Annotated in this window: 15 protein-coding genes; 7 read left to right on the top strand and 8 right to left on the bottom strand. The window is 67.5% G+C overall.

Annotated elements, in window-relative coordinates:
- Positions 1-18: 18 nt before the first annotated feature.
- Entirely contained in the window at positions 19-1176 is a 1158-nt protein-coding gene (locus AB4879_RS09995; RefSeq protein WP_370507456.1) for a CaiB/BaiF CoA transferase family protein, read from the bottom strand.
- An 87-nt stretch (positions 1177-1263) separates the two neighbouring features.
- On the opposite strand from AB4879_RS09995, the gene AB4879_RS09990 reads away from it, so the two are divergent.
- Genes AB4879_RS09990 through AB4879_RS09970 form a run of 5 tightly spaced genes read left to right on the top strand, consistent with a single transcriptional unit; the run spans position 1264 to position 5992 of the window.
- Positions 1264-2307, top strand: coding sequence for a phosphotransferase family protein (locus AB4879_RS09990; protein WP_370507455.1), 1044 nt, complete (start codon positions 1264-1266; stop codon positions 2305-2307).
- Positions 2308-3066, top strand: a complete 759-nt coding sequence (locus AB4879_RS09985) for an SDR family NAD(P)-dependent oxidoreductase (protein WP_370507453.1) — start codon at positions 2308-2310, stop codon at positions 3064-3066.
- Between the two features lie 12 nt (positions 3067-3078).
- On the top strand, positions 3079-4398 hold the full coding sequence (locus AB4879_RS09980) for an acyl-CoA dehydrogenase family protein (RefSeq protein WP_370507452.1): 1320 nt from the start codon (positions 3079-3081) through the stop codon (positions 4396-4398).
- Positions 4395-5018, top strand: a complete 624-nt coding sequence (locus AB4879_RS09975; RefSeq protein ID WP_370507451.1) for a TetR/AcrR family transcriptional regulator — start codon at positions 4395-4397, stop codon at positions 5016-5018. The genes AB4879_RS09980 and AB4879_RS09975 overlap by 4 nt, the downstream gene beginning before the upstream one ends.
- Positions 5018-5992 carry an NADPH:quinone oxidoreductase family protein gene (locus AB4879_RS09970; RefSeq protein ID WP_102806095.1) on the top strand — a complete coding sequence of 325 codons (975 nt, stop codon included), beginning with the start codon at positions 5018-5020 and terminating at the stop codon, positions 5990-5992. The genes AB4879_RS09975 and AB4879_RS09970 overlap by 1 nt, the downstream gene beginning before the upstream one ends.
- Positions 5993-5997: 5 nt before the next feature.
- On the opposite strand, the gene AB4879_RS09965 is transcribed toward AB4879_RS09970, so the two are convergent.
- From AB4879_RS09965 to AB4879_RS09935, 7 genes are all read right to left on the bottom strand, one after another.
- A complete protein-coding gene (locus AB4879_RS09965; RefSeq protein ID WP_370507450.1) occupies positions 5998-7875 on the bottom strand; it encodes an alkyl/aryl-sulfatase in 1878 nt (625 codons plus the stop codon).
- Between the two features lie 29 nt (positions 7876-7904).
- Positions 7905-9641, bottom strand: a complete 1737-nt coding sequence (locus AB4879_RS09960) for an alkaline phosphatase family protein (protein ID WP_370507449.1) — start codon at positions 9639-9641, stop codon at positions 7905-7907.
- A 325-nt stretch (positions 9642-9966) separates the two neighbouring features.
- Positions 9967-11883: an ArnT family glycosyltransferase gene (locus tag AB4879_RS09955; RefSeq protein WP_370507448.1), complete on the bottom strand. Its 1917-nt coding sequence runs from the start codon at positions 11881-11883 to the stop codon at positions 9967-9969.
- Positions 11883-13124: a glycosyltransferase gene (locus AB4879_RS09950; protein ID WP_370507447.1), complete on the bottom strand. Its 1242-nt coding sequence runs from the start codon at positions 13122-13124 to the stop codon at positions 11883-11885. The genes AB4879_RS09955 and AB4879_RS09950 overlap by 1 nt, the downstream gene beginning before the upstream one ends.
- Before the next feature lie 44 nt (positions 13125-13168).
- Complete coding sequence (locus tag AB4879_RS09945) at positions 13169-14965, bottom strand: glycosyltransferase family 39 protein (protein ID WP_370507446.1); 1797 nt, start codon at positions 14963-14965, stop codon at positions 13169-13171.
- On the bottom strand, positions 14962-16464 hold the full coding sequence (locus AB4879_RS09940) for a sensor histidine kinase (protein WP_370507445.1): 1503 nt from the start codon (positions 16462-16464) through the stop codon (positions 14962-14964). The genes AB4879_RS09945 and AB4879_RS09940 overlap by 4 nt, the downstream gene beginning before the upstream one ends.
- Positions 16442-17146 (bottom strand): response regulator transcription factor, encoded by a 705-nt coding sequence (locus AB4879_RS09935; protein ID WP_036341957.1) that lies wholly within the window; start codon positions 17144-17146, stop codon positions 16442-16444. Before AB4879_RS09935 ends, AB4879_RS09940 begins: the two co-directional genes overlap by 23 nt.
- Before the next feature lie 160 nt (positions 17147-17306).
- Between AB4879_RS09935 and AB4879_RS09930 the strand changes: the two genes are divergently transcribed.
- Positions 17307-17780, top strand: a complete 474-nt coding sequence (locus tag AB4879_RS09930; RefSeq protein ID WP_370507444.1) for a hypothetical protein — start codon at positions 17307-17309, stop codon at positions 17778-17780.
- A gap of 7 nt (positions 17781-17787) precedes the next feature.
- A complete protein-coding gene (locus tag AB4879_RS09925) occupies positions 17788-18165 on the top strand; it encodes a DUF1622 domain-containing protein (RefSeq protein ID WP_370507443.1) in 378 nt (125 codons plus the stop codon).
- The last annotated feature ends 12 nt before the right edge of the window (positions 18166-18177 follow it).

The following is an 18177-nucleotide window of genomic DNA, read 5'->3' as shown; positions in this document are numbered from 1 at the left end:
CTTCGAGCCACCGTGACATCACCGGGCGTTGTTGTAAAGCTCGGCGAGGACCTCGTCGGTGTGCTCGCCGAGCTTCGGGGCGGCCGACCGCGGCGCCCACGGGGTGCCGTGGAAGTCGGCAGGGGTGGCGATCATCGGGCCGCCGTCCGGCACGTCGACCAGACCGCCCGCGGCGTGGAACTGCTCGTCGGCCAGAACATCCTCCATCGAGTTCACCGGCGACCAGAACAGGTCGGGCTCTGCCTCGAACGCCTCGGCCCATTCGGCGAGAGTCTTCGTCGCGAAGATCTCGTCGAGCGTCGCGATGAGTTCACGGGAGTGGATCGCGCGGTCGCGCGCGGTGGTAAACCGGTTGTCGGTCAACCACTCCGGGCGCCCGACCGCCCGGCACAGCGACGGCCAGTGCCGGTCGGCTTCCAGTCCGACGATCCAGAGTCGCCGCCCGTCGGCCGCCAGGTAGTTGTTCATGCACGGGTTGAACATCGTCTCGCGCTGACCGATCGCGATCGGATTGCCGGTCAACAGGAAGGTGTTGAGGTCGAAGCTGACGGTGTAGGCGCCCTGGCGGTAGAGCGACGTGGTCACCAGTTGCCCCTCACCCGTGCGGGCGCGGGCGACCAGTGCCGCGTTGATGGCCGCGGCCAGCGTCATACCGGTCAGGTGATCGCCCATGCCGCCGCGTTGGAAGGGCGGGCTGTCGCCCGGGCGGGTGAGCAGATCGGCCACCCCGGACCGGGCCCAGAACGCAGCGACGTCGTAGGCCGGGCGGTTGGCCTCGGGTCCGCACTCGCCGTACCCGGTGATCAGGCCGTAGACCAGTCCCGGGTTGAGGGCGGCTACCGACGGATAGTCCAGTTCGAGCCGTCCGAGCGCGTCCGGCCGGACGTTGGTGAGGAAAACGTCTGCTGCCGTGAGCAATTGACGCGCGGTCGCAATTCCACCGTCGGTGGTCAGGTCGAGCACGATGCTGCGCTTGGACCGGTTGTCCATCTCGAATGGCGGGTTGCTGCCGTCGTCGAGTCCGAGCATCCGGCCGAACATCCGGCCCGGGTCGCCGGTCGGCGGTTCGATCTTGACGACGTCGGCACCCCAGTCGGCCAGGATCCCTCCGGCGGCCGGCCCGGCGACCCATACCCCGAGCTCGACAACCTTGATGCCCTCCAGCGGTCCGGCCATGGCCGCCCCTTTCGCTATGCGTTGGCCAAAGGCTAGTGGCTGCACGTGCGGAGAATGCTATTCTCCAAATGGAGATTGAGGAGTTCCATGACGAGAACGCACAGCCCCGCGGACCTCGACACCGCGACGCTCGGCCGATGGCTCGACACCCAGGAGGCCCCCGGCCGCGGTGAGGAGCCCGTCGCCGAGGTCCTCAAGGGCGGGTCGCAGAACATGCTGTACCGGATCAATCGCGGTGGTGAGGGCATGGTGCTGCGGATGCCTGGACCGCGCGCAGACGAGCGCCGCCTCGGCGAGCTGCTTCGGGAAATCCGTCTGGAACGAGCCTTGAAGGGCACCGACGTACCGCACGCCGAGCTGGTCGCCGCCGACGAGAGTGGTCGGGTGCTCGGCAAGCCGTTCTATCTCATGAAGGAAGTCGACGGCTGGAGCCCGATGGAGGGCGGCTGGGAGTCGCCGTTCGACACCGACCTCGACGCCCGCCGCGACCTCGCCTTCCAGCTGATCGAGGGCGCGGCCAAGCTCGGACGGCTGGATTGGAAGGCGCGCGGCCTGGAGGGATTCGGCAAACCCGACGGTTTCCACGACCGACAGGTGGATCGCTGGCTGGCGTTCCTCGCCGCGTTCCAGGTGCGCGAACTGCCCGGGCTGGACGTCGCGTCGCAGTGGTTGCGCGACAACCGGCCGTCGCACTACACCCCCGGGATCATGCACGGCGACTACCAGTTCGCCAACGTCATGTACGCCCACGGCGCACCCGGGCGGCTGGCCGCGATCGTCGACTGGGAGATGACCACGATCGGCGACCCGCTGCTGGACGTGGCATGGGCGCTGCTCGGCTACGACGGTGAACATCCCAAAAACACCGGCTTCTACCTGCCGATGGACGGTATGCCCACCCGCAGTGAACTGCTGGCGCACTATGAGAAGGTCAGCGGGCTGGGATGCGAGAACATCCACTACTACCTGGTACTGGCCAATTGGAAGCTGGGCATCGTGCTGGAGAAGACCTACGCCGCCGCGGTCAACGGTGGTACGGCAGACCCGAAAGTGGTCGAGGCCTTCGGCGCGATGGTGCCCGACCTGATCGCCACCGCGGCGCGGTTGGCGCAATCCGGCGAGGAGGCCTGAATGGGTTACGCGGACACTCTTTTCGATCTGAGCGGCCGCGTGGTGCTGGTCACCGGCGGTAGCCGGGGCCTGGGCCGCGAGATGTCGATGGCCGCCGCGCGCTGCGGCGCGGATGTGGTGATAGCCAGCCGCAAGTTCGACACGTGCGTGGCGACGGCCAAGGAGATCGAAGCCGAAACCGGCTGCACAGCAATGCCTTTTCGCGTGCACGTCGGACGCTGGGATGAGCTCGACGGGTTGGTCGAGGCGGTCTACGACCGGTTCGGCAAGCTCGATGTGCTGGTGAACAACGCCGGTATGTCGCCGACCTACGACAAGCTCACCGACGTCAGCGAAAAGCTGTTCGACGCGGTGATGAACCTGAATCTGAAGGGGCCGTTCCGTCTTTCGGCTCTGGTGGGTGAACGCATGGTCGCCGACGGAGGCGGTGTGATCATCAACGTCAGCACCCACGGGTCGCTGCGGCCGCATCCGTCGTTCATCCCGTACGCGGCGTCCAAAGCCGGGCTGAACGCGATGACCGAAGGCCTCGCGGCGGCGTTCGGGCCGACGGTGCGGGTCAACACGCTGATGCCCGGGCCGTTCCTCACCGATATCAGCAAGGCCTGGGACTTCGGTGTGGAAAATCCGTTCGGCAGGCACGCCCTTCAACGCGCGGGCGAGCCAGCCGAAATCGTCGGCGCCGCACTGTTTCTGATGTCCGATGCGTCCAGCTTCACCACCGGCTCAGTCCTTCGGGCCGACGGCGGAATCCCGTAAAGGAGTACGACGATGGCATGGGACTTTTCCACCGAGCCGGAATTCGAGGAGAAGCTCGAGTGGATCCGGAACTTCGTGCGCGACGAGATCGAACCGCTCGAAGTAATCTTCCCGAGCTGCGAGTTCCTGCCGCTCAACGACGAGCGCCGCAGGATCGTCGACCCACTCAAGCAGAAGGTACGCGACCAGGGTCTGTGGGCGCCGCATCTCGGGCCCGAGCTGGGCGGCCAGGGTTTCGGGGCCGTCAAGCTCACGCTGATCAACGAAATCCTCGGCCGCGCAACGTGGTCGTCGATCATCTTCGGCACCCAGGCACCCGATACCGGTAACGCCGAGATCCTGGCCCGCTTCGGCACCGAGGAACAAAAGCAGCGGTACCTGACCGGGCTGCTGTCCGGGGAGATCTTCTCGACGTTCTCGATGACCGAACCGCAGGGTGGATCCGATCCGCGGGTGTTCACCACCCGCGCCGTGCGCGACGGCACCGGAAAAGACTCCGACTGGGTTATCAACGGCCGCAAGTACTGGTCGTCGAACGCCTCGGTGGCGTCGTTCTTCATCGTGGTCGCCATCACCGATCCGGACGTGCCGGTCCACACCGGCGCCTCGACGTTCCTGATCCCGGCCGACACCCCGGGCGTCCACATCGAGGCGACGCACCATCTGGTCGGCTCGCACTCCCACGACCCCGGGCACTCGCTGGTGCACTACGACAACGTCCGGGTCCCCGCGTCGGCGATGCTCGGCGAGGAAGGGCATGGCTTCGGTGTCGCCCAGTCCCGGCTGGCCGGCGGACGCCTGCATCACGCGATGCGCTCGATCGGGGTGGCCCAACGCGCGATCGACGCGATGGCACGCCGTGCGAAAAGCCGCTTCACACAGGGAAGTCTGCTGGCCGACAAGCAGTTGATCCAAGAGATGGTCGCGGACTCGTTCGTGGAGCTGACCCAGTTCCGGCTCATGGTGTTGCACGCCGCGTGGCTGGTCGACACCGCGGGTGAGCGGGCCGCACGGGAGGAGATCGCGGCCTGCAAGATCGCGACCGCCTCCGTGCTGAAGTCCATCGGCCTGCGGGCCATCCAGGTGCACGGCGGCCTCGGACTGACCGACCAGATGCCGTTGACCAGTGTGCTCATGGGCGGTATCACGCTGGGGATGGCCGACGGGCCGACCGAGGCGCACAAGGTCAACCTGGCCCGCCAAATTCTCAAAGGCTATGAGGCGGAGGACCCGGTCTGGCCCAGTGAATTCCTGCCCAACCGCATCGAGCGAGCCCGGGAGAAGTACGGCCACCTGGTCGATCGCATTCCCGCGCTGCCTGTTTCACCGTGACCAGCAGAGCCGCGGCCGCCGTGGTGCGGGCCCTCGACGACCGGCAACGCGAGGCCGCCGAGGACGTGGAGCGCATCCTGGCCGCCGCACTGCGGGTCTTGCAGCGGGTCTCCCCCGACGCGCCGCGGGTCAGCGACATCGTCGCCGAGGCCGGCGTCTCCAACAAGGCGTTCTACCGCTACTTCGCCGGCAAGGACGATCTGATGCTGGCGGTCATGGAACGTGGTGCGGCCATGGTGGTTTCGTACCTCGAGCACCAGATGGCCAAGGAAGCCACCCCGAAAGGCAAGATCACCCGGTGGATCACCGGGGCCCTGGCCCAGGTCGCCGATCCGGAGCTGATCGGCATGAGCCGGGCCCTGCTCGTGCAGATGTCCGACTCGGACAAACGCCGCCTCGGCGAGGAGGAAATCCTGGCCGCCATGCGTGAGCTGCTGGTCGAGCCAATTCGCCAGCTCGGTAGTAGCGATCCCCAGCGTGATGCCGACGCGGTGTTCGTGTGTACCGTCGGCACGATGCGCCGCTACGTGAACTCCACCGACCAACCGGGTCGCAAGGACATCAACCACCTCGTCGGGTTCTGTCTGCGAGGCCTCGGCCTGCCGGAAGCGACGAGCTGATGCGCGCCGTCGTCTGCCGCGAGTACGGCGCACCGGAGGATCTGGTACTGGACGAACTGCCGGACCCCACACCGGGTCCCGGTCAGGTCGTGGTCAAGGTGCATGCCGCCGCGGTCAACTATCCCGACGTGCTGCTGATCGCAGGCAAGTACCAGATCAAGGTGCCGCCGCCGTTCAGTCCGGGCAGTGAGCTGGCCGGTGAGGTGCTGGCCGTCGGCGACGGTGTCGACTACCGGCCGGGTGATCGGGTCTCGGCCACCGCGTTCGTCGGCGGGTTCGCCGAGCAGGCGCTGGTCGATGCGCGGGGTCTGACCCGCGTTCCGGACGGCGTCGACTATGCCGATGCGGCCGCATTCGGAGTCACCAACCGCACCGCCTATTACACCCTGCGCACCGTCGCTCCCGTCCAGCCCGGCGACTGGGTGGTCGTCCTGGGCGCCGGTGGTGGTGTCGGCCTGGCCGCCGTCGACATCGCGGTTCTGATGGGCGCCAAGGTGATTGCCGCCGCGTCGGGCGCCGAGAAGCTCGAGGTGTGCCGCCGGCGCGGCGCCACGGAGGTGATCGACTATGACCGAGAGGACCTCAAGAGCAGGCTCAAGGAGATCACCGGCGAGGCCGGCACGCGCGTGGTCCTCGACCCTGTCGGTGGTCACTACTCCGAGCCGGCCCTGCGCAGCCTCGGCCGTGGCGGAAAGTTCGTGACGCTGGGCTATGCCGCCGGTGAGATCCCCCGGATACCGTTGAACCTGGTGATGCTCAAGGGAATAACCGTGCAGGGCATGGAGATCCGTACGTTCGCCACCGACTACCCCGACGACATCGCGCGCGACGACGCCGAGCTTGCGCAGCTGTTCGCCGAAGGCAAGCTGCGCCCGTACCTCGGGGCGCGGTTCCCGCTGGAACAGGCAGCGGCCGCGCTGCGCTATGTCGCCGACCGTAAAGCGATCGGCAAGGTCGTCATCGACGTCGACTGACCACGCTAGGGCGTGATGATGTTGAAGCTCGGGTCCGGCTGATCCAGTGCACCGAGAAACTTCTGCAGGGCTTCCGCCTCACCGGCGGTCTCCAGACCCGGTGAGGTGAAATCGCCTGCCGCAGCTGCCAATAGCCGCAACTTGGTGGCCAGCCGGATGGTGGCGGTCGCCGTCGACTCGTCTGCCGGGCACTGCCGGTAGACCAGCACACCATTGCGCAGGGTGAGTCGGTAGTTGGTGTCGAGGTCGGCGAACGTGACGTCGAGCGAGATGTCCAGATCCCACGACCGCGGGCCGTTGACGCTGATCGCCAGCACGTCGAACATCTGCTCCGGGGTGAGCTGGGCAAGTAACGTCGTCGGCGATACCTGGGTGGGCGTACCGAAGTTCCCGTCGCGCAGCTCGGTGGCACCGGACAGGAAGAAGTTGCGCCATGTCGCACACTCGGCGCCGTACGCCAGCTGCTCGAGAGTGTCGGCGTACAGCTCCCTGGCGCCCGCATGATTCTCGTCGGTGAAGATGACGTGATCGAGTAGCGTTGCCGCCCAACGGTAGTCACCCGAGTCGACGGCCGCGCGGGCCAGCTCGACCACCCGGTCGGCGCCACCCATCGCCTCGACGTAGCGCGGCCCGATCGCCTCGGGCGGATGGGCCCACAACCGCGCCGGGTTGCCGTCGAACCAGCCCATGTACCGCTGGTAGACGGCTTTGACGTTGTGACTGACCGATCCGTAGTAGCCGTGCGCATGCCACGCGTTGTGCAGCGCGGGCGGCATCTGAAAGGTCTCGGCGATCTCGATGCCGGTGTACCCCTGGTTGAGCTGCCGCAGGGTCTGGTCATGCAGGTAGGCGTACAGATCACGTTGCAGGGAAAGGAATTCGACGATGTTGTCCTGGCCCCAGGTCGGCCAGTGATGGGAGGCGAACACCACGTCGGCACGGTCGGCGAACGTCTCGATGGCCTCGGTCAGGTACCCCGACCACCCGTGCGGGTCGCGCACCAGCGCTCCGCGCAACGTCAGCAGATTGTGCAGGTTGTGCGTGGCGTTCTCCGCCATGCACAGCGCGCGGAACTTCGGGAAGTAGAAGTGCATCTCGGCGGGCGCCTCGGTACCCGGGGCCATCTGGAATTCGATCTCGACGCCGTCGATGGTGTGCTTCTCACCGGTGGTGGTGATGTCGATGGTCGGCACGATGATCGCCACCTCGCCCGTCGACGGGGTCTGCCCCAGCCCGCAGCCCACCTGACCCTGTGGACCGCGGTCGAGGACGGCGCCGTACATGTAGCCGGCGCGGCGGGCCATCGCGGTGCCGGCGTAGACGTTCTCCTGGACGGCGTGCTCGGTGAACCCCTCCGGGGCCAGCACCGCGACCTTGCCCGCGTCGACGTCGGCCTGGGTGGTCACCCCGAGGACACCGCCGAAGTGGTCGACGTGGGAGTGGGTGTAAATGACCGCGACCACGGGCCGGTCACCTCGATGCGCGCGGTAGAGGGCCAGGGCGGCCGCCGCGGTTTCGGTGGAGACCAGCGGATCGATGACGATGATGCCGGTGTCGCCCTCGATGAAGCTGATGTTGGACAGGTCCAGTCCGCGGACCTGGTAGATGCCTTCGACCACCTCGTAGAGACCCTGCTTGGCAGCCAGGATGGACTGCCGCCACAGGCTCGGGTGGACCGATGTCGGCGCATCCCCGTCGAGGAATCCGTATGCGTCGTTGTCCCACACCACCCGTCCGTCGGCGGCCTTGACCACGCACGGGGTCAGGGCGGCGATGAAGCCGCGGTCGGCGGCGTCGAAATCCGCGGTGTCGCTGAACGGCAGCGACGTCAGCTGCTCGGCATGGGCGGCTTCGATGACGGCGGACGGCGGCTTGGGAGTCATGCCGCCAATCCTGCCCTAGGAGGAGGCGGTCACGTCCAGAATCCGTTGAGAGGTTCGGCGTACTTGTCGTTGTTGGTCATCGGCGGCAAACCTAGCGCGTCTTCGATGGTGCGCAGCGTGCTGTAGTGGTCGTAGTGGTCGGTGACGACGAAGGCGCCGCCCTTCATACCGCCCGCACTGACCGCCATCGGCGAGGGAATCACCACTGTGACGACATGGTTGCCTTCGTTGCCGAAGCCGAGCGTGATGTTGTTGTTGTCCTCGTCGAACGTGACGATCAGCACCGACTTGGTGGTATTCCAGACCTCCGAGTTCATGATGGTCGGCACGTTGTCCGCCAAGAACTGGTCGAGCGCGGGGACGTTGTACTGGTGGCGCGGATCAATCTGCGAGAACGCGAAGTGCGCCACACCGGCCAGCGAGCTGACCGGACCCTCACCGTTGGAGGCTTCGTCGGCGGCGAACCATACGAAATCTGGTGTGGTCGCATCTGATTGGAGGTCGGTCGCCATCTGGGTCAGCGGGAACATGTGCGCGGCGGCGTAGGCCTGGTTGTCGCCGATGCCGGCGAACGCCGGCCACGGGGTCTGGTCGGTCGAGTAGTTCCCGGTCGAGACCAACGGCTGTCCCGGTGTCATGCCTTGGGCGTAGGCCGCCCAGGTCTTGCCGTGGGTGTCCAGGTTGACGGCGAGGTTGTTCGGATCGGTGATGCACACCGATTCACAGTTGTAGGTCTTGCCGTAGACCTGGCCGCCGACGATCGCGTAATAGTTCGGCAGGCTGGGGTGGGTCACCGCGTAGTAGTTGTTGGCGAGCCCGTATCCGTTGATCAAGCTGTTCAGGAAGGGCGCGTTGGGGCTTCCGACGATGTCGTTGTAGCCCTTGTTCTCCATATAGACCAGGAACACGTGGTCGAGCGGCTGGACATCGGACACCGGCGGCGCAGGCGCGGGCGGTGCGGATTGCGCGGTACCGATGCTGAAGGACAGGTTGTCGGCGTAGGCGTTGTTGTACCGGGCCGTGAAACCGATCACCACGGGATTCAGGTCGTGCATGGTCAAGGTGACGACGGCGCTGCGGGTGCCCACCGGGACGGTTCCGATGGAGGTGCGTTGCCGGAATCCGGTCTGCCCCCAGCGATCCAGGTTGGAGACCGGCCCGATCGTCGAACTTCCCAGGTAGAGCTGGTTCTGGTCCAGGAAGGTGACTTTCACACTGGCGAAGGACGGATCCAGCAGGTAGCCGCCGAGATAACCGCTGAGGTTGAACGGGACTGTGCCACTGTCGATCTCAGCACTGGAGGCACTGAGGTCCACGGTTTGGGAGAGCCCGGAGGTGGCCACGTCGCCGCCACCGAAGAACTGGTTGCCGGCGTTGGGAGGCGCGGCGTTGACGCCCGGGAACGAGACGATGGCGGGCAGATTCGGCCACGCGAAGCTCAGGCCCACCGGCCACGCGTTGCGGAGCTCGCCGTACTGAACCACGGTCGGGGTGCCGGTTGCCGTCCAGCCCGGCACGCTGACGGTGCTGTTGCCGTAACCGGCCGGATCGCCGAGTTCGGCACCCGGGTTGGTCAGCAGGTTGGGTCCGGTGGCCGGTACCGCGGTGGTGGTGACCGCGCCTGCCTTGCCGATACCGGTGATGCGACGCAATTCGTTACCTGCGTAGGCCAGCATCGATGAGACTGCCGCCGGAGAAGGCGGCGTGCCATCGCCGACCAATGAATGCAATGCGGTGGCGATCGAGTGCGCTGTCGGTGCATGCACAGCCGGCACCGAAAGTTGCGCTGGCTTGGCCACTTTGGCAGACCCTGGGGCGGCGGCCAAACTGGGCGTGACGCGATGCGTTTTGCCCACTGCCGCGGGTTTGGCCTTGGCCGCCGTTGCCGAGCTACCCGAGGCAGTCGAGGAATTCGACGGCTGGGCATCGGCGACCCAGGGTGTGCTTGCCAACCAGGACCCGATTCCGAGGGCTACCGCGAGCGCCCCCACCCTGCCGATATGCACTGCGTTGCCCATGACCCGTACTCCCGCCAGCCGAATAGGTCAGATGGTACGAAGTGCGGGCCCTCCGCGGACGGTAATCGACGGGTTAGTTCGGCGCGGTCAGGTCGTAGACCTCGGTTCCACCCACATCTTGTGCGGTGAAGTGCTGCTGCACCCACTGGGTGATCTGCGTGCCCGGACCGGAGTCCCCACCGGGTCCGCCGTGATGACCGCCACCGGGACCGTTGCCTGCGATGAAGTAGTGGACCTGCCCGGTCGCGACGTAGGCCTGGAACTGTTCCAGTGTCGGTGAGTTGTCACCGCCGCTGAACCCGCCGATGGACATGATCGACGTGCCGGTGGCCAGCTCCAGGCTTCCAGCCGTGTGTGAGCCGACAGTGGCTGCAGCCCAACGGTTGTCGGCCTTGGTGAGCAGCACCTTGAGTTCGGAGTTCTCCGAGGCCTGGACGCCCTGTCCACCTGGACCGCCGGGGCCACCGAAGCCGAACCCCGTGTTCGATCGCGGCGGGCCCGACGTCGGGATGCCACCCCCATGACTACCGGCGACGGTCTCCACCGTGTAGGCGGCGGTGGCGCCCAACCCGAACAGCAGGCCGGCCGCTGCGATCGCGACCGTCCAGCGGCCCAGGCGGTGAGCCCCGGCCAGCAGGACCGCGGATACCAGAATCGAGCCGGCCAGAACGGTCCACCGCAGCCACGGCAGCCAGTCCGGGGTGCGGTCGAGCAGGATGAAATTCCACACCCCGGTCACCACGAGCATCGCCGAGAGCGCCACGCGCGATGCGACAAACTGCCTGCCACGCCACAGTTCTCGCACACCGATGCCGATCACTGCGCCGATCGCCGGCGCCAAGGCGATCGTGTAGTAGGGGTGCATGATCCCCTTCATGAAGCTGAAGACCACGACTGTGACCACCAGCCAGCCGCCCCACAGCAACAGCGACGCTCGGGTTCGGTCGGTGCGGGGCGCGCGCCTGGTGAACCACAGTCCGGCCACCAAGGCGATCAGCGCGGCAGGCAACAGCCAGGAGATCTCGGTGCCCATCGACTCCCCGAACATCCGGGTGATGCCGGTGGAGCCGCCGAACATCGCGCCGCCCATCGGTCCGGGGCCGCCCTCGCCGGCACCTCCAGCGGAGCTGCCGCCCGGATTCCCGTCGCCGCCGAACACCCGGCCCAGACCGTTGTAACCCAGCGCCAGCTGCAGCAGGCTGTTGTCGGTGGACCCGCCGATGTAGGGCCGAGAGTCGCTGGGCCACAAGCTGACCAGAGCCAGGTACCACCCGGCCGACACCACCATGGCGATCAAGCCGACGGCCAGATGACGCAGCCGCAGCCAGACACTGCCCGGGACCGCGACCAACACCACCAGGGCGAAAGCCGGGGTGACCAGCAGCGCCTGCAGCAGCTTGGCCAGGAAGGCGAATCCGATGGCCACACCGGCCAGCGCGATCCAACGGCTGGGGTTAGCGTCCAGCGCGCGGATCAGGCAGTAGGCGGCCACCACCATCAACAGGACGAGAAGTGCGTCGGGATTGTTGAAGCCGAACATCAACGCCGCCACCGGCGTCAGCGCCAGCACCGCACCCGCGAGAAGGCCGGCCCCATATCCGCTGACGCGGCGCACCGCGCTGTAGATCAGCGCCACGGACGCCACACCCATCAAGGCCTGCGGCACCAGCATCGACAGCGTGCCGAATCCGAAGATCCGCCCGGACAATGCCATCACCCACAGCGCGGCCGGTGGCTTGTCCACCGTGATCGCGTTGCCCGCGTCGAGAGACCCGAACAGCAAGGCCTTCCAGCTCTGGGTGCCGGCCTGCACAGCGGCCGCGTAGTACTCGTTGGCCCACCCGGCAGCATCGAGTCCCCAGAGGTAGAGCACGGCGGTCACCGCGAGGAGCGACCCCACCGCTGGGCGCACCCACCGCGGCCGCAGCGTGCGCGGCTGTTCCAGCTGAATGTCCGTCGGCCTCTCGGTGTATTCGGCGAGCGTGGTCATTACTTTCCTCCAACAGTCTGGCCGGTGCGGCGGGGGTGAAACACCCAGCCGCGCAACAGCACGAAGCGAACGACGGTGGCCATCAGGTTGGCCGCGATCAACACGATGAGTTCGACGGCGCGGTGCGGTTCGCCCATCATGTGCAGCAGCGCCAGTGCACCGCTGGTCAGGCCCAGCCCGATACCGAAGACCACGAAGCCCTCGAACTGATGGCGTGCCACGCCGCCTCGGCCGCGGACCCCGAAAGTGAACCGCCGGTTGGCCGCGGTGTTGGCGATCGCCGTCACCAGCAGCGCGACCAGGTTGGCGCCCTGGGCGCCGATCGGGCGCAGCAGCAGGAACAACAGCAGATAGGCCAATGTGGAGGCGATGCCGATCGCCGCAAACCGCACGCCTTGGTTCAACAGCGACTTCGGCGCTCCGGCCTGGTTACCGAACTGCGCCCCGATCGCCTTGACCGGGATCTGTCCGGTACCGAATCCCTTGAGCAAGCGCGCGATTCCTTTCAGGTCGGCGACCGCGGTGGCCACGATGTCGACCCGGCTGTCGGGGTCGTCGATCCAGTCGACGGGCACTTCGTGGATACGCAGGCCGCTGCGCTCGGCCAGCACCAGCAGCTCGGTGTCGAAGAACCAGCCGGTGTCCTCCACGTAGGGCAGCAGTTCGGCTGCGACGTCGGCGCGGATCGCCTTGAAACCGCACTGGGCGTCGCTGAACTTGGCGGCCAGCGTCGACCGCAGGATCAGGTTGTAGCAGCGTGAGATGACCTCCCGCTTGGCGCCGCGCACCACGCGGGAGCCGCGACCCAGCCGCGTGCCGATGGCCAGATCGGAATGCCCTGACACCAGCGGTGCCACCAGCGGAGCCAGCGCGGCCAGATCGGTCGACAGGTCGACGTCCATGTAGGCGAGCACCGGCGCATCCGAGGTCGACCACACCGCGTGCAACGCCCGCCCCCGGCCCTTCTGCTCCAGCCGCACCATGCGGACCTCGGGCAGTTCGGCGGCCAGACCGGCCGCCACCGCGGGGGTGTCGTCGATGCTGGCGTTGTCCGCGATCGTGATGCGGAACGAGAACGGGAAGTCCTCACGCAGGTGGCGGTGCAGCCGGTGGATCGAGTCGGCCAGCACGGCCTGCTCGTTGTACACCGGGACGACGACATCGAGCACGGGCACACCGCGGTCGGCGGCGGTCAGTGCGGCGTTGCGTCGGCGTGCCACGGGGAGGTCGGTGATGGTCATGCTTTTATCGTCGGCCGTGGCGGTGGGGGCCCAATTTGTGTTTGCTATGCGGCGGCTGTGAATCCCTGCGACAGGTCGTAGACGGTGACGCCGTCGACCTCGCGGGAGGTGAAATTCGCGCTCACCCAACGCTGAATGCGCTCGGCGGCGTCACTGCCGGACCGGTTGCCGAACATGAATCCGGGCATGTCAGCGCGGATGAACCAGTGGATGCGATGTTGACTCACATAGGCCTGGAACTGCTCGAGGGTCGGAGCAGGGTCGGTGCCGTTGAAGCCGCCGACGGCCATCACCGGCAAGCCCGTGGCAAGTTGATATCCCGCGGCGTTACTCGAACCGACCACCGCCGCGGCCCAGGTGAATTGGCCTGCGTCCTGGCGCAGTGAATCGGTGAGCGCCGCGCCCGGTCGAGGTGCGTCGAACATGCCGCCCGGCGGGCCACCCCGTCCGCTCGATGGGCCCACCGACGGGATCGCACCGCTGTGCGTCGCGGCGGCGGTGGCCAGCGAGAACGCGGCCGGCCCGGCCAGCGCGGCGACCACGGCCACCATCCCCACCGCCACGCCAACCCGGCGCGGCAGGTGCACCACCACCAGCAATAGCAGGGCACAGCCGATGGCGGCGACCACGACGACCACCCGAAGCCACGACAACCACTGCGAATCACGCTGCAGCAGAAGGTAAGCCAGCACACCGGTGATAACAACCATCCCGGACAGGGTGGTGGCGGCGCGAAGATCGGTGCGCTGCCGCCACAGCAGTGCCGTGCCGATCGCCAGACCGCCGGCGATCGCCGGGGCCAGCGCCACGGTGTAGTACGGGTGCAGGATGCCGTTGGCGAAGCTGAACACCACCGCGGTGACCACCAGCCAGCCACTCCATAACAGCAGCGCAGCCCGAGTGACGTCGGTGCGGGGTGCGCGACGGGTGATCACCAGCCCGGCGACGATCGCGATCACCGCGGCGGGCAGCAGCCAGGCGATGTGGGTGCCCATCTCGGCCCCGAACAGCCGCGCCCAGCCGACATCGGAGTTCATATTGCCGAGGCCGCCGGTTTCCTCACCGGTGATGCGCCCAAGACCGTTGTAGCCCAGCGCCAGCTCGAGGATCGAATTGTGCTGCGAACCACCGATATACGGCCGCGCGGTCGCAGGCCATACAGCGACCAGCAGTAGATACCAGCCGGCGGACACCAGCAGGGCGGCAACCGCAGCCGTCAGGCGCACGAGCCGCGTCCTCAGCGGCGCAGCGGCAGCGAACAGAAAGACCGCGCCGAGCGCTGGCAACACCAGGAAGGCCTGCATCATCTTGGCCAGGAACCCGACGCCGACCGCCACTCCGGCCAGCGGCATCCACCACCAGGCGGCGTCGTCGTCCAGTGCGCGCAACGTGGTGTAGGCGGCCACCACCAACGAAAGGACCAGCAGCGCATCGGGATTGTTGAACCGGAACATCAGCGCTGCCGCCGGGGTGAGCGCCAACACCGCGCCGGCGAAGAGTCCGGCCCACGGTCCGCTGATTCGGCGGACGGCGGCGTAGAGCACCGCGACGGCGCTCACGCCGAACACCGCCTGCGGCACCAGGATGCTCCAGGGGTTGACTCCGAACACGCGGGCCGACAGGCCGGTCACCCACAGTGCGGCGGGGGTCTTGTCGACGGTGATCGCGTTGGCCGCGTCGCTGGACCCGAACAACCAGGCCGTCCAGTTCTCCGCGCCGGCCTGCGCCGCCGCCGAGTAGAACGGATTCGCCCAGCCACTGGCGCCAAGGTTCCACATGTAGAGCACCGCCGTGACGGCCAGCAGCACCGCCAGAGCGCCATAGTGCTTGCTGCGGATCATGATTGGACCGATCGGGGCAAGCGCACCGTGAATTCGGTCAGGCCCGGGACGCTGGCCAGCTCGATGACGCCGCCGTGAGCCCGCACCACGGCCGACGCGATCGCCAGGCCGAGGCCGGTGGACCCACCCTTGCGGGATCGCGAGGTGTCCCCACGCGCGAACCGCTCGAACACCTCGGACTGCAGCTCCGCCGGGATGCCCGGCCCGTCGTCGACCACCCGCAGCACCGCGGCGTCGGGCTCCGCGTGCAGTGACAACGTGACTGTCGTCCCGGGTGGGGTGTGCGTGCGGGCATTGGCCAGCAGGTTGGCCACCACCTGGTGAAGCCGGGCGTCGTCGCCGATGACATACAGCGGATCCGACGGCACGTCGAGGTTCCAGTCGTGGTCGGGTCCGGCGATGTGCGCATCGCTGGCGACGTCGGCCGACAGCCGGGACAGGTCGACCGGCTCGCGTTCCAACGGGCGGCCGGAGTCCAGCCGCGCCAGCAGCAGAAGGTCCTCGACGAGGTGGGTCATGCGTTCGGCCTCGGACTCCACCCGGCCCATCGCGTGCGCGACGTCATCGGGCACCTGATCCCGTTTACGTTGTGCCAGTTCGGTATAGCCGCGGATGGCGGCGAGGGGGGTGCGTAGCTCGTGGCTGGCGTCGGCGACGAACTGGCGCACCCGGCTCTCGCTGGCCTGCCGCGTCGACAGCGCGGTCGAGATGTGGTCGAGCATCCGATTCAGCGCCAGCCCCAGCCGGCCCACCTCGGTGTAGGGATTCGCATCGGTGTCCGCGACCCGCACCGGCAGTTGCACCTCGCCACGGTCCAGCGGCAGGTTCGCCACCTCGCCCGCGGTGGCCACAACCCGGGTGAGCGGGGCCAGCGCACGACGGTTGATCACGATGCCGACGGTCGTGGCCACCGCGAGCGCCGCGGCCGTCACCACCGCGAAGGTCAGTGCCACCCGCAACAGCGTGGCGTTGAGATTGCCCAGGCTCAGCCCGATCACCAGCGTCTCACCGGTGAGCCTGCTGCGAACCGACATCACCCGGTAGTCGCCGAGGCCGTCGAGGTTGCGCGTGATCGGGCGGCGTTGTCCGGCGTTCTGGGTGAGTTCGGTTGTCGCGCCTACAGGTAGCTGCGTGCGCACACCGCCCGGCCCGAGCAGCCCGGCGTCGCTGGCGGTGCCGTCGGTGATCACGGCCGCGATCATGCCCACCGGCTGCCCGGGAGCGTCCAGGAACTGCGGCCCCGGCCCCGGCCGCGGCCAGGGTGGGCGGTTGTCGCGCAACGCCGGCGGCAGCGGTGGCGGCGGTGGTTCGCCGTAGATGATGGCCGAACGGTGGGCGGTCTCGCGGAGCTGATTGTCGACCTCACCGATCAGATACTGGTGCAGCGCAAGGATCGTCACCGCGCCGATACCGAGGCAGACGACCAGCAGCAGACACAGCTGACCGATCAGCAGCCGTGCACTCAGCGACCGGGTGTTAGCTCGCAGGTTTGAGAACATAGCCCGCGCCGCGCAACGTGTGGATCATCGGGTCGCGGCCGCTGTCGATCTTCTTGCGCAGGTATGAGATGTACAGCTCGACGATGTTGGACCGACCGCCGAAGTCATAACTCCAAACCCGGTCCAGGATCTGGGCTTTCGACAACACCCGCTTGGGGTTGCGCATCAGGAAACGAAGCAGTTCGAACTCGGTGGACGTCAGCGAGACCGGTTCGCCGGCTCGGGTCACCTCGTGGCTGTCCTCGTCGAGCACCAGATCACCGACGACGATCTGTGCGCCGCTGTCCTCGGTGGTCACACCGGTACGGCGCAGCAGTGCCCGCAGCCGCAGCACGACCTCTTCGATGGAGAACGGCTTGGTGACATAGTCGTCGCCGCCCGCGGTCAGCCCGGCGATGCGATCTTCCAACGCGTCTTTGGCGGTCAACAGCAGCACCGGCAGCTGGGGGTTCTGTTCGCGCAGCTTGCGCAGCACGTCCAGACCACTCATGTCGGGCAGCATGATGTCGAGCACCACCGCATCCGGCCGCGCGCTGCGGGCCGCGGTGATCGCCGACGCGCCGTCGGCGGCGGTGGCGATGGTCCAACCCTCGTAGCGCAGCGCCATCGACACCATCTCGGCCAGCACGGTCTCGTCGTCCACCACCAGCACCGTGATCGGGTTTCCGTCGGCTCGGCGCATCACGACACGTTCCGCCGCTGAAGAGGTCATGTTCTCCAGTATGAGAGCAGCGATGAGTGGTTCCTATGGTGTTCCTATGCCCCCGCTGTGAACTGTGATCCACAGAATGGGCTGATCGCGCGCACAGCAGACACACAGCTGCGCTGCCCACCGTGGGGTTATGAGCGTCGAACAGCAGCCTGTGTGGGGTGCGCCCGCAGAGCATCCCAAGACCTGGTCGAACCGCACGACAGCGGCTGCCGTCGTGATCGCCGCAGCACTTGCCGTGGTCGGCGGCGTGGTGGTGTACGCCGCCGCGGGCAGCACAGGCGGGCACGCAGGCGGCCCGCCCGGTTGGGGTGGCCCCGGCGGTCCCGGTGGCCCCGGCGGATCCCAGCGATCGCTGCACGGCGAGAACGTGGTCTCCGACGGCAAAGGCGGATTCAGCACCGAACTGACCCAGACCGGCGACGTCACTGCCGCGTCCGACAGCTCGGTGACGGTACGCAGCCAGGACGGCTTCAGCCAGACCTATGTGCTGAACACCGACACCCGCAAGCCACCGCAGCCGCTGCAGGCCGGCACGCAGGTGTCGGTTCGCGCGACTGAACAGGACGGCGCGGCAACAGCGACGATGGTGATGCCCGCCAGATAATTTGGCGGTGAACTTTTTCGAGGTCATCGAGACGGTGGGCAAGGCGATCGACGCGACAGGGGTCGCCGTGATCGCGATCGGCGCGCTGCTCTCGGCCACCGGGGTACTGCGCCGATTGCGGAGCGGGGATGCCTACCGGGCGTTCCGTCAGCAGCTAGGCCGATCGATCCTGCTGGGCCTGGAGCTTCTGGTCGCCGCCGACATCATCCGGACCGTCGCGGTCACGCCGGACGCCCGCAGCGTGGCGGTGCTGGCCGGCATCGTGCTGATCCGGACGTTCCTGAGTTTCTCGCTGGAGTTGGAGATCACCGGCTACTGGCCGTGGCAGAAGAACCGCCAGCCGCAGACCGCTCCGGACCCCGCCGGGCAGCCGGCCACGACGTGAGGCCAGCAGTTC

Source organism: Mycobacterium sp. SA01 (assembly GCF_041287105.1).
Lineage (GTDB): Bacteria > Actinomycetota > Actinomycetes > Mycobacteriales > Mycobacteriaceae > Mycobacterium.
This window is presented reverse-complemented; position numbering and strand designations above follow the sequence as displayed.

What these genes read in the sequence shown, in the direction of transcription:
- AB4879_RS09995 (WP_370507456.1), bottom strand. Translation starts at nt 1,176, where the DNA reads ATGGCCGGACCGCTGGAGGGCATCAAGGTTGTCGAGCTCGGGGTATGG.
- AB4879_RS09990 (WP_370507455.1), top strand. Translation starts at nt 1,264, where the DNA reads ATGACGAGAACGCACAGCCCCGCGGACCTCGACACCGCGACGCTCGGC.
- AB4879_RS09985 (WP_370507453.1), top strand. Translation starts at nt 2,308, where the DNA reads ATGGGTTACGCGGACACTCTTTTCGATCTGAGCGGCCGCGTGGTGCTG.
- AB4879_RS09980 (WP_370507452.1), top strand. Translation starts at nt 3,079, where the DNA reads ATGGCATGGGACTTTTCCACCGAGCCGGAATTCGAGGAGAAGCTCGAG.
- AB4879_RS09970 (WP_102806095.1), top strand. Translation starts at nt 5,018, where the DNA reads ATGCGCGCCGTCGTCTGCCGCGAGTACGGCGCACCGGAGGATCTGGTA.
- AB4879_RS09965 (WP_370507450.1), bottom strand. Translation starts at nt 7,875, where the DNA reads ATGACTCCCAAGCCGCCGTCCGCCGTCATCGAAGCCGCCCATGCCGAG.
- AB4879_RS09955 (WP_370507448.1), bottom strand. Translation starts at nt 11,883, where the DNA reads ATGACCACGCTCGCCGAATACACCGAGAGGCCGACGGACATTCAGCTG.
- AB4879_RS09950 (WP_370507447.1), bottom strand. Translation starts at nt 13,124, where the DNA reads ATGACCATCACCGACCTCCCCGTGGCACGCCGACGCAACGCCGCACTG.
- AB4879_RS09945 (WP_370507446.1), bottom strand. Translation starts at nt 14,965, where the DNA reads ATGATCCGCAGCAAGCACTATGGCGCTCTGGCGGTGCTGCTGGCCGTC.
- AB4879_RS09940 (WP_370507445.1), bottom strand. Translation starts at nt 16,464, where the DNA reads ATGTTCTCAAACCTGCGAGCTAACACCCGGTCGCTGAGTGCACGGCTG.
- AB4879_RS09935 (WP_036341957.1), bottom strand. Translation starts at nt 17,146, where the DNA reads ATGCGCCGAGCCGACGGAAACCCGATCACGGTGCTGGTGGTGGACGAC.
- AB4879_RS09930 (WP_370507444.1), top strand. Translation starts at nt 17,307, where the DNA reads ATGAGCGTCGAACAGCAGCCTGTGTGGGGTGCGCCCGCAGAGCATCCC.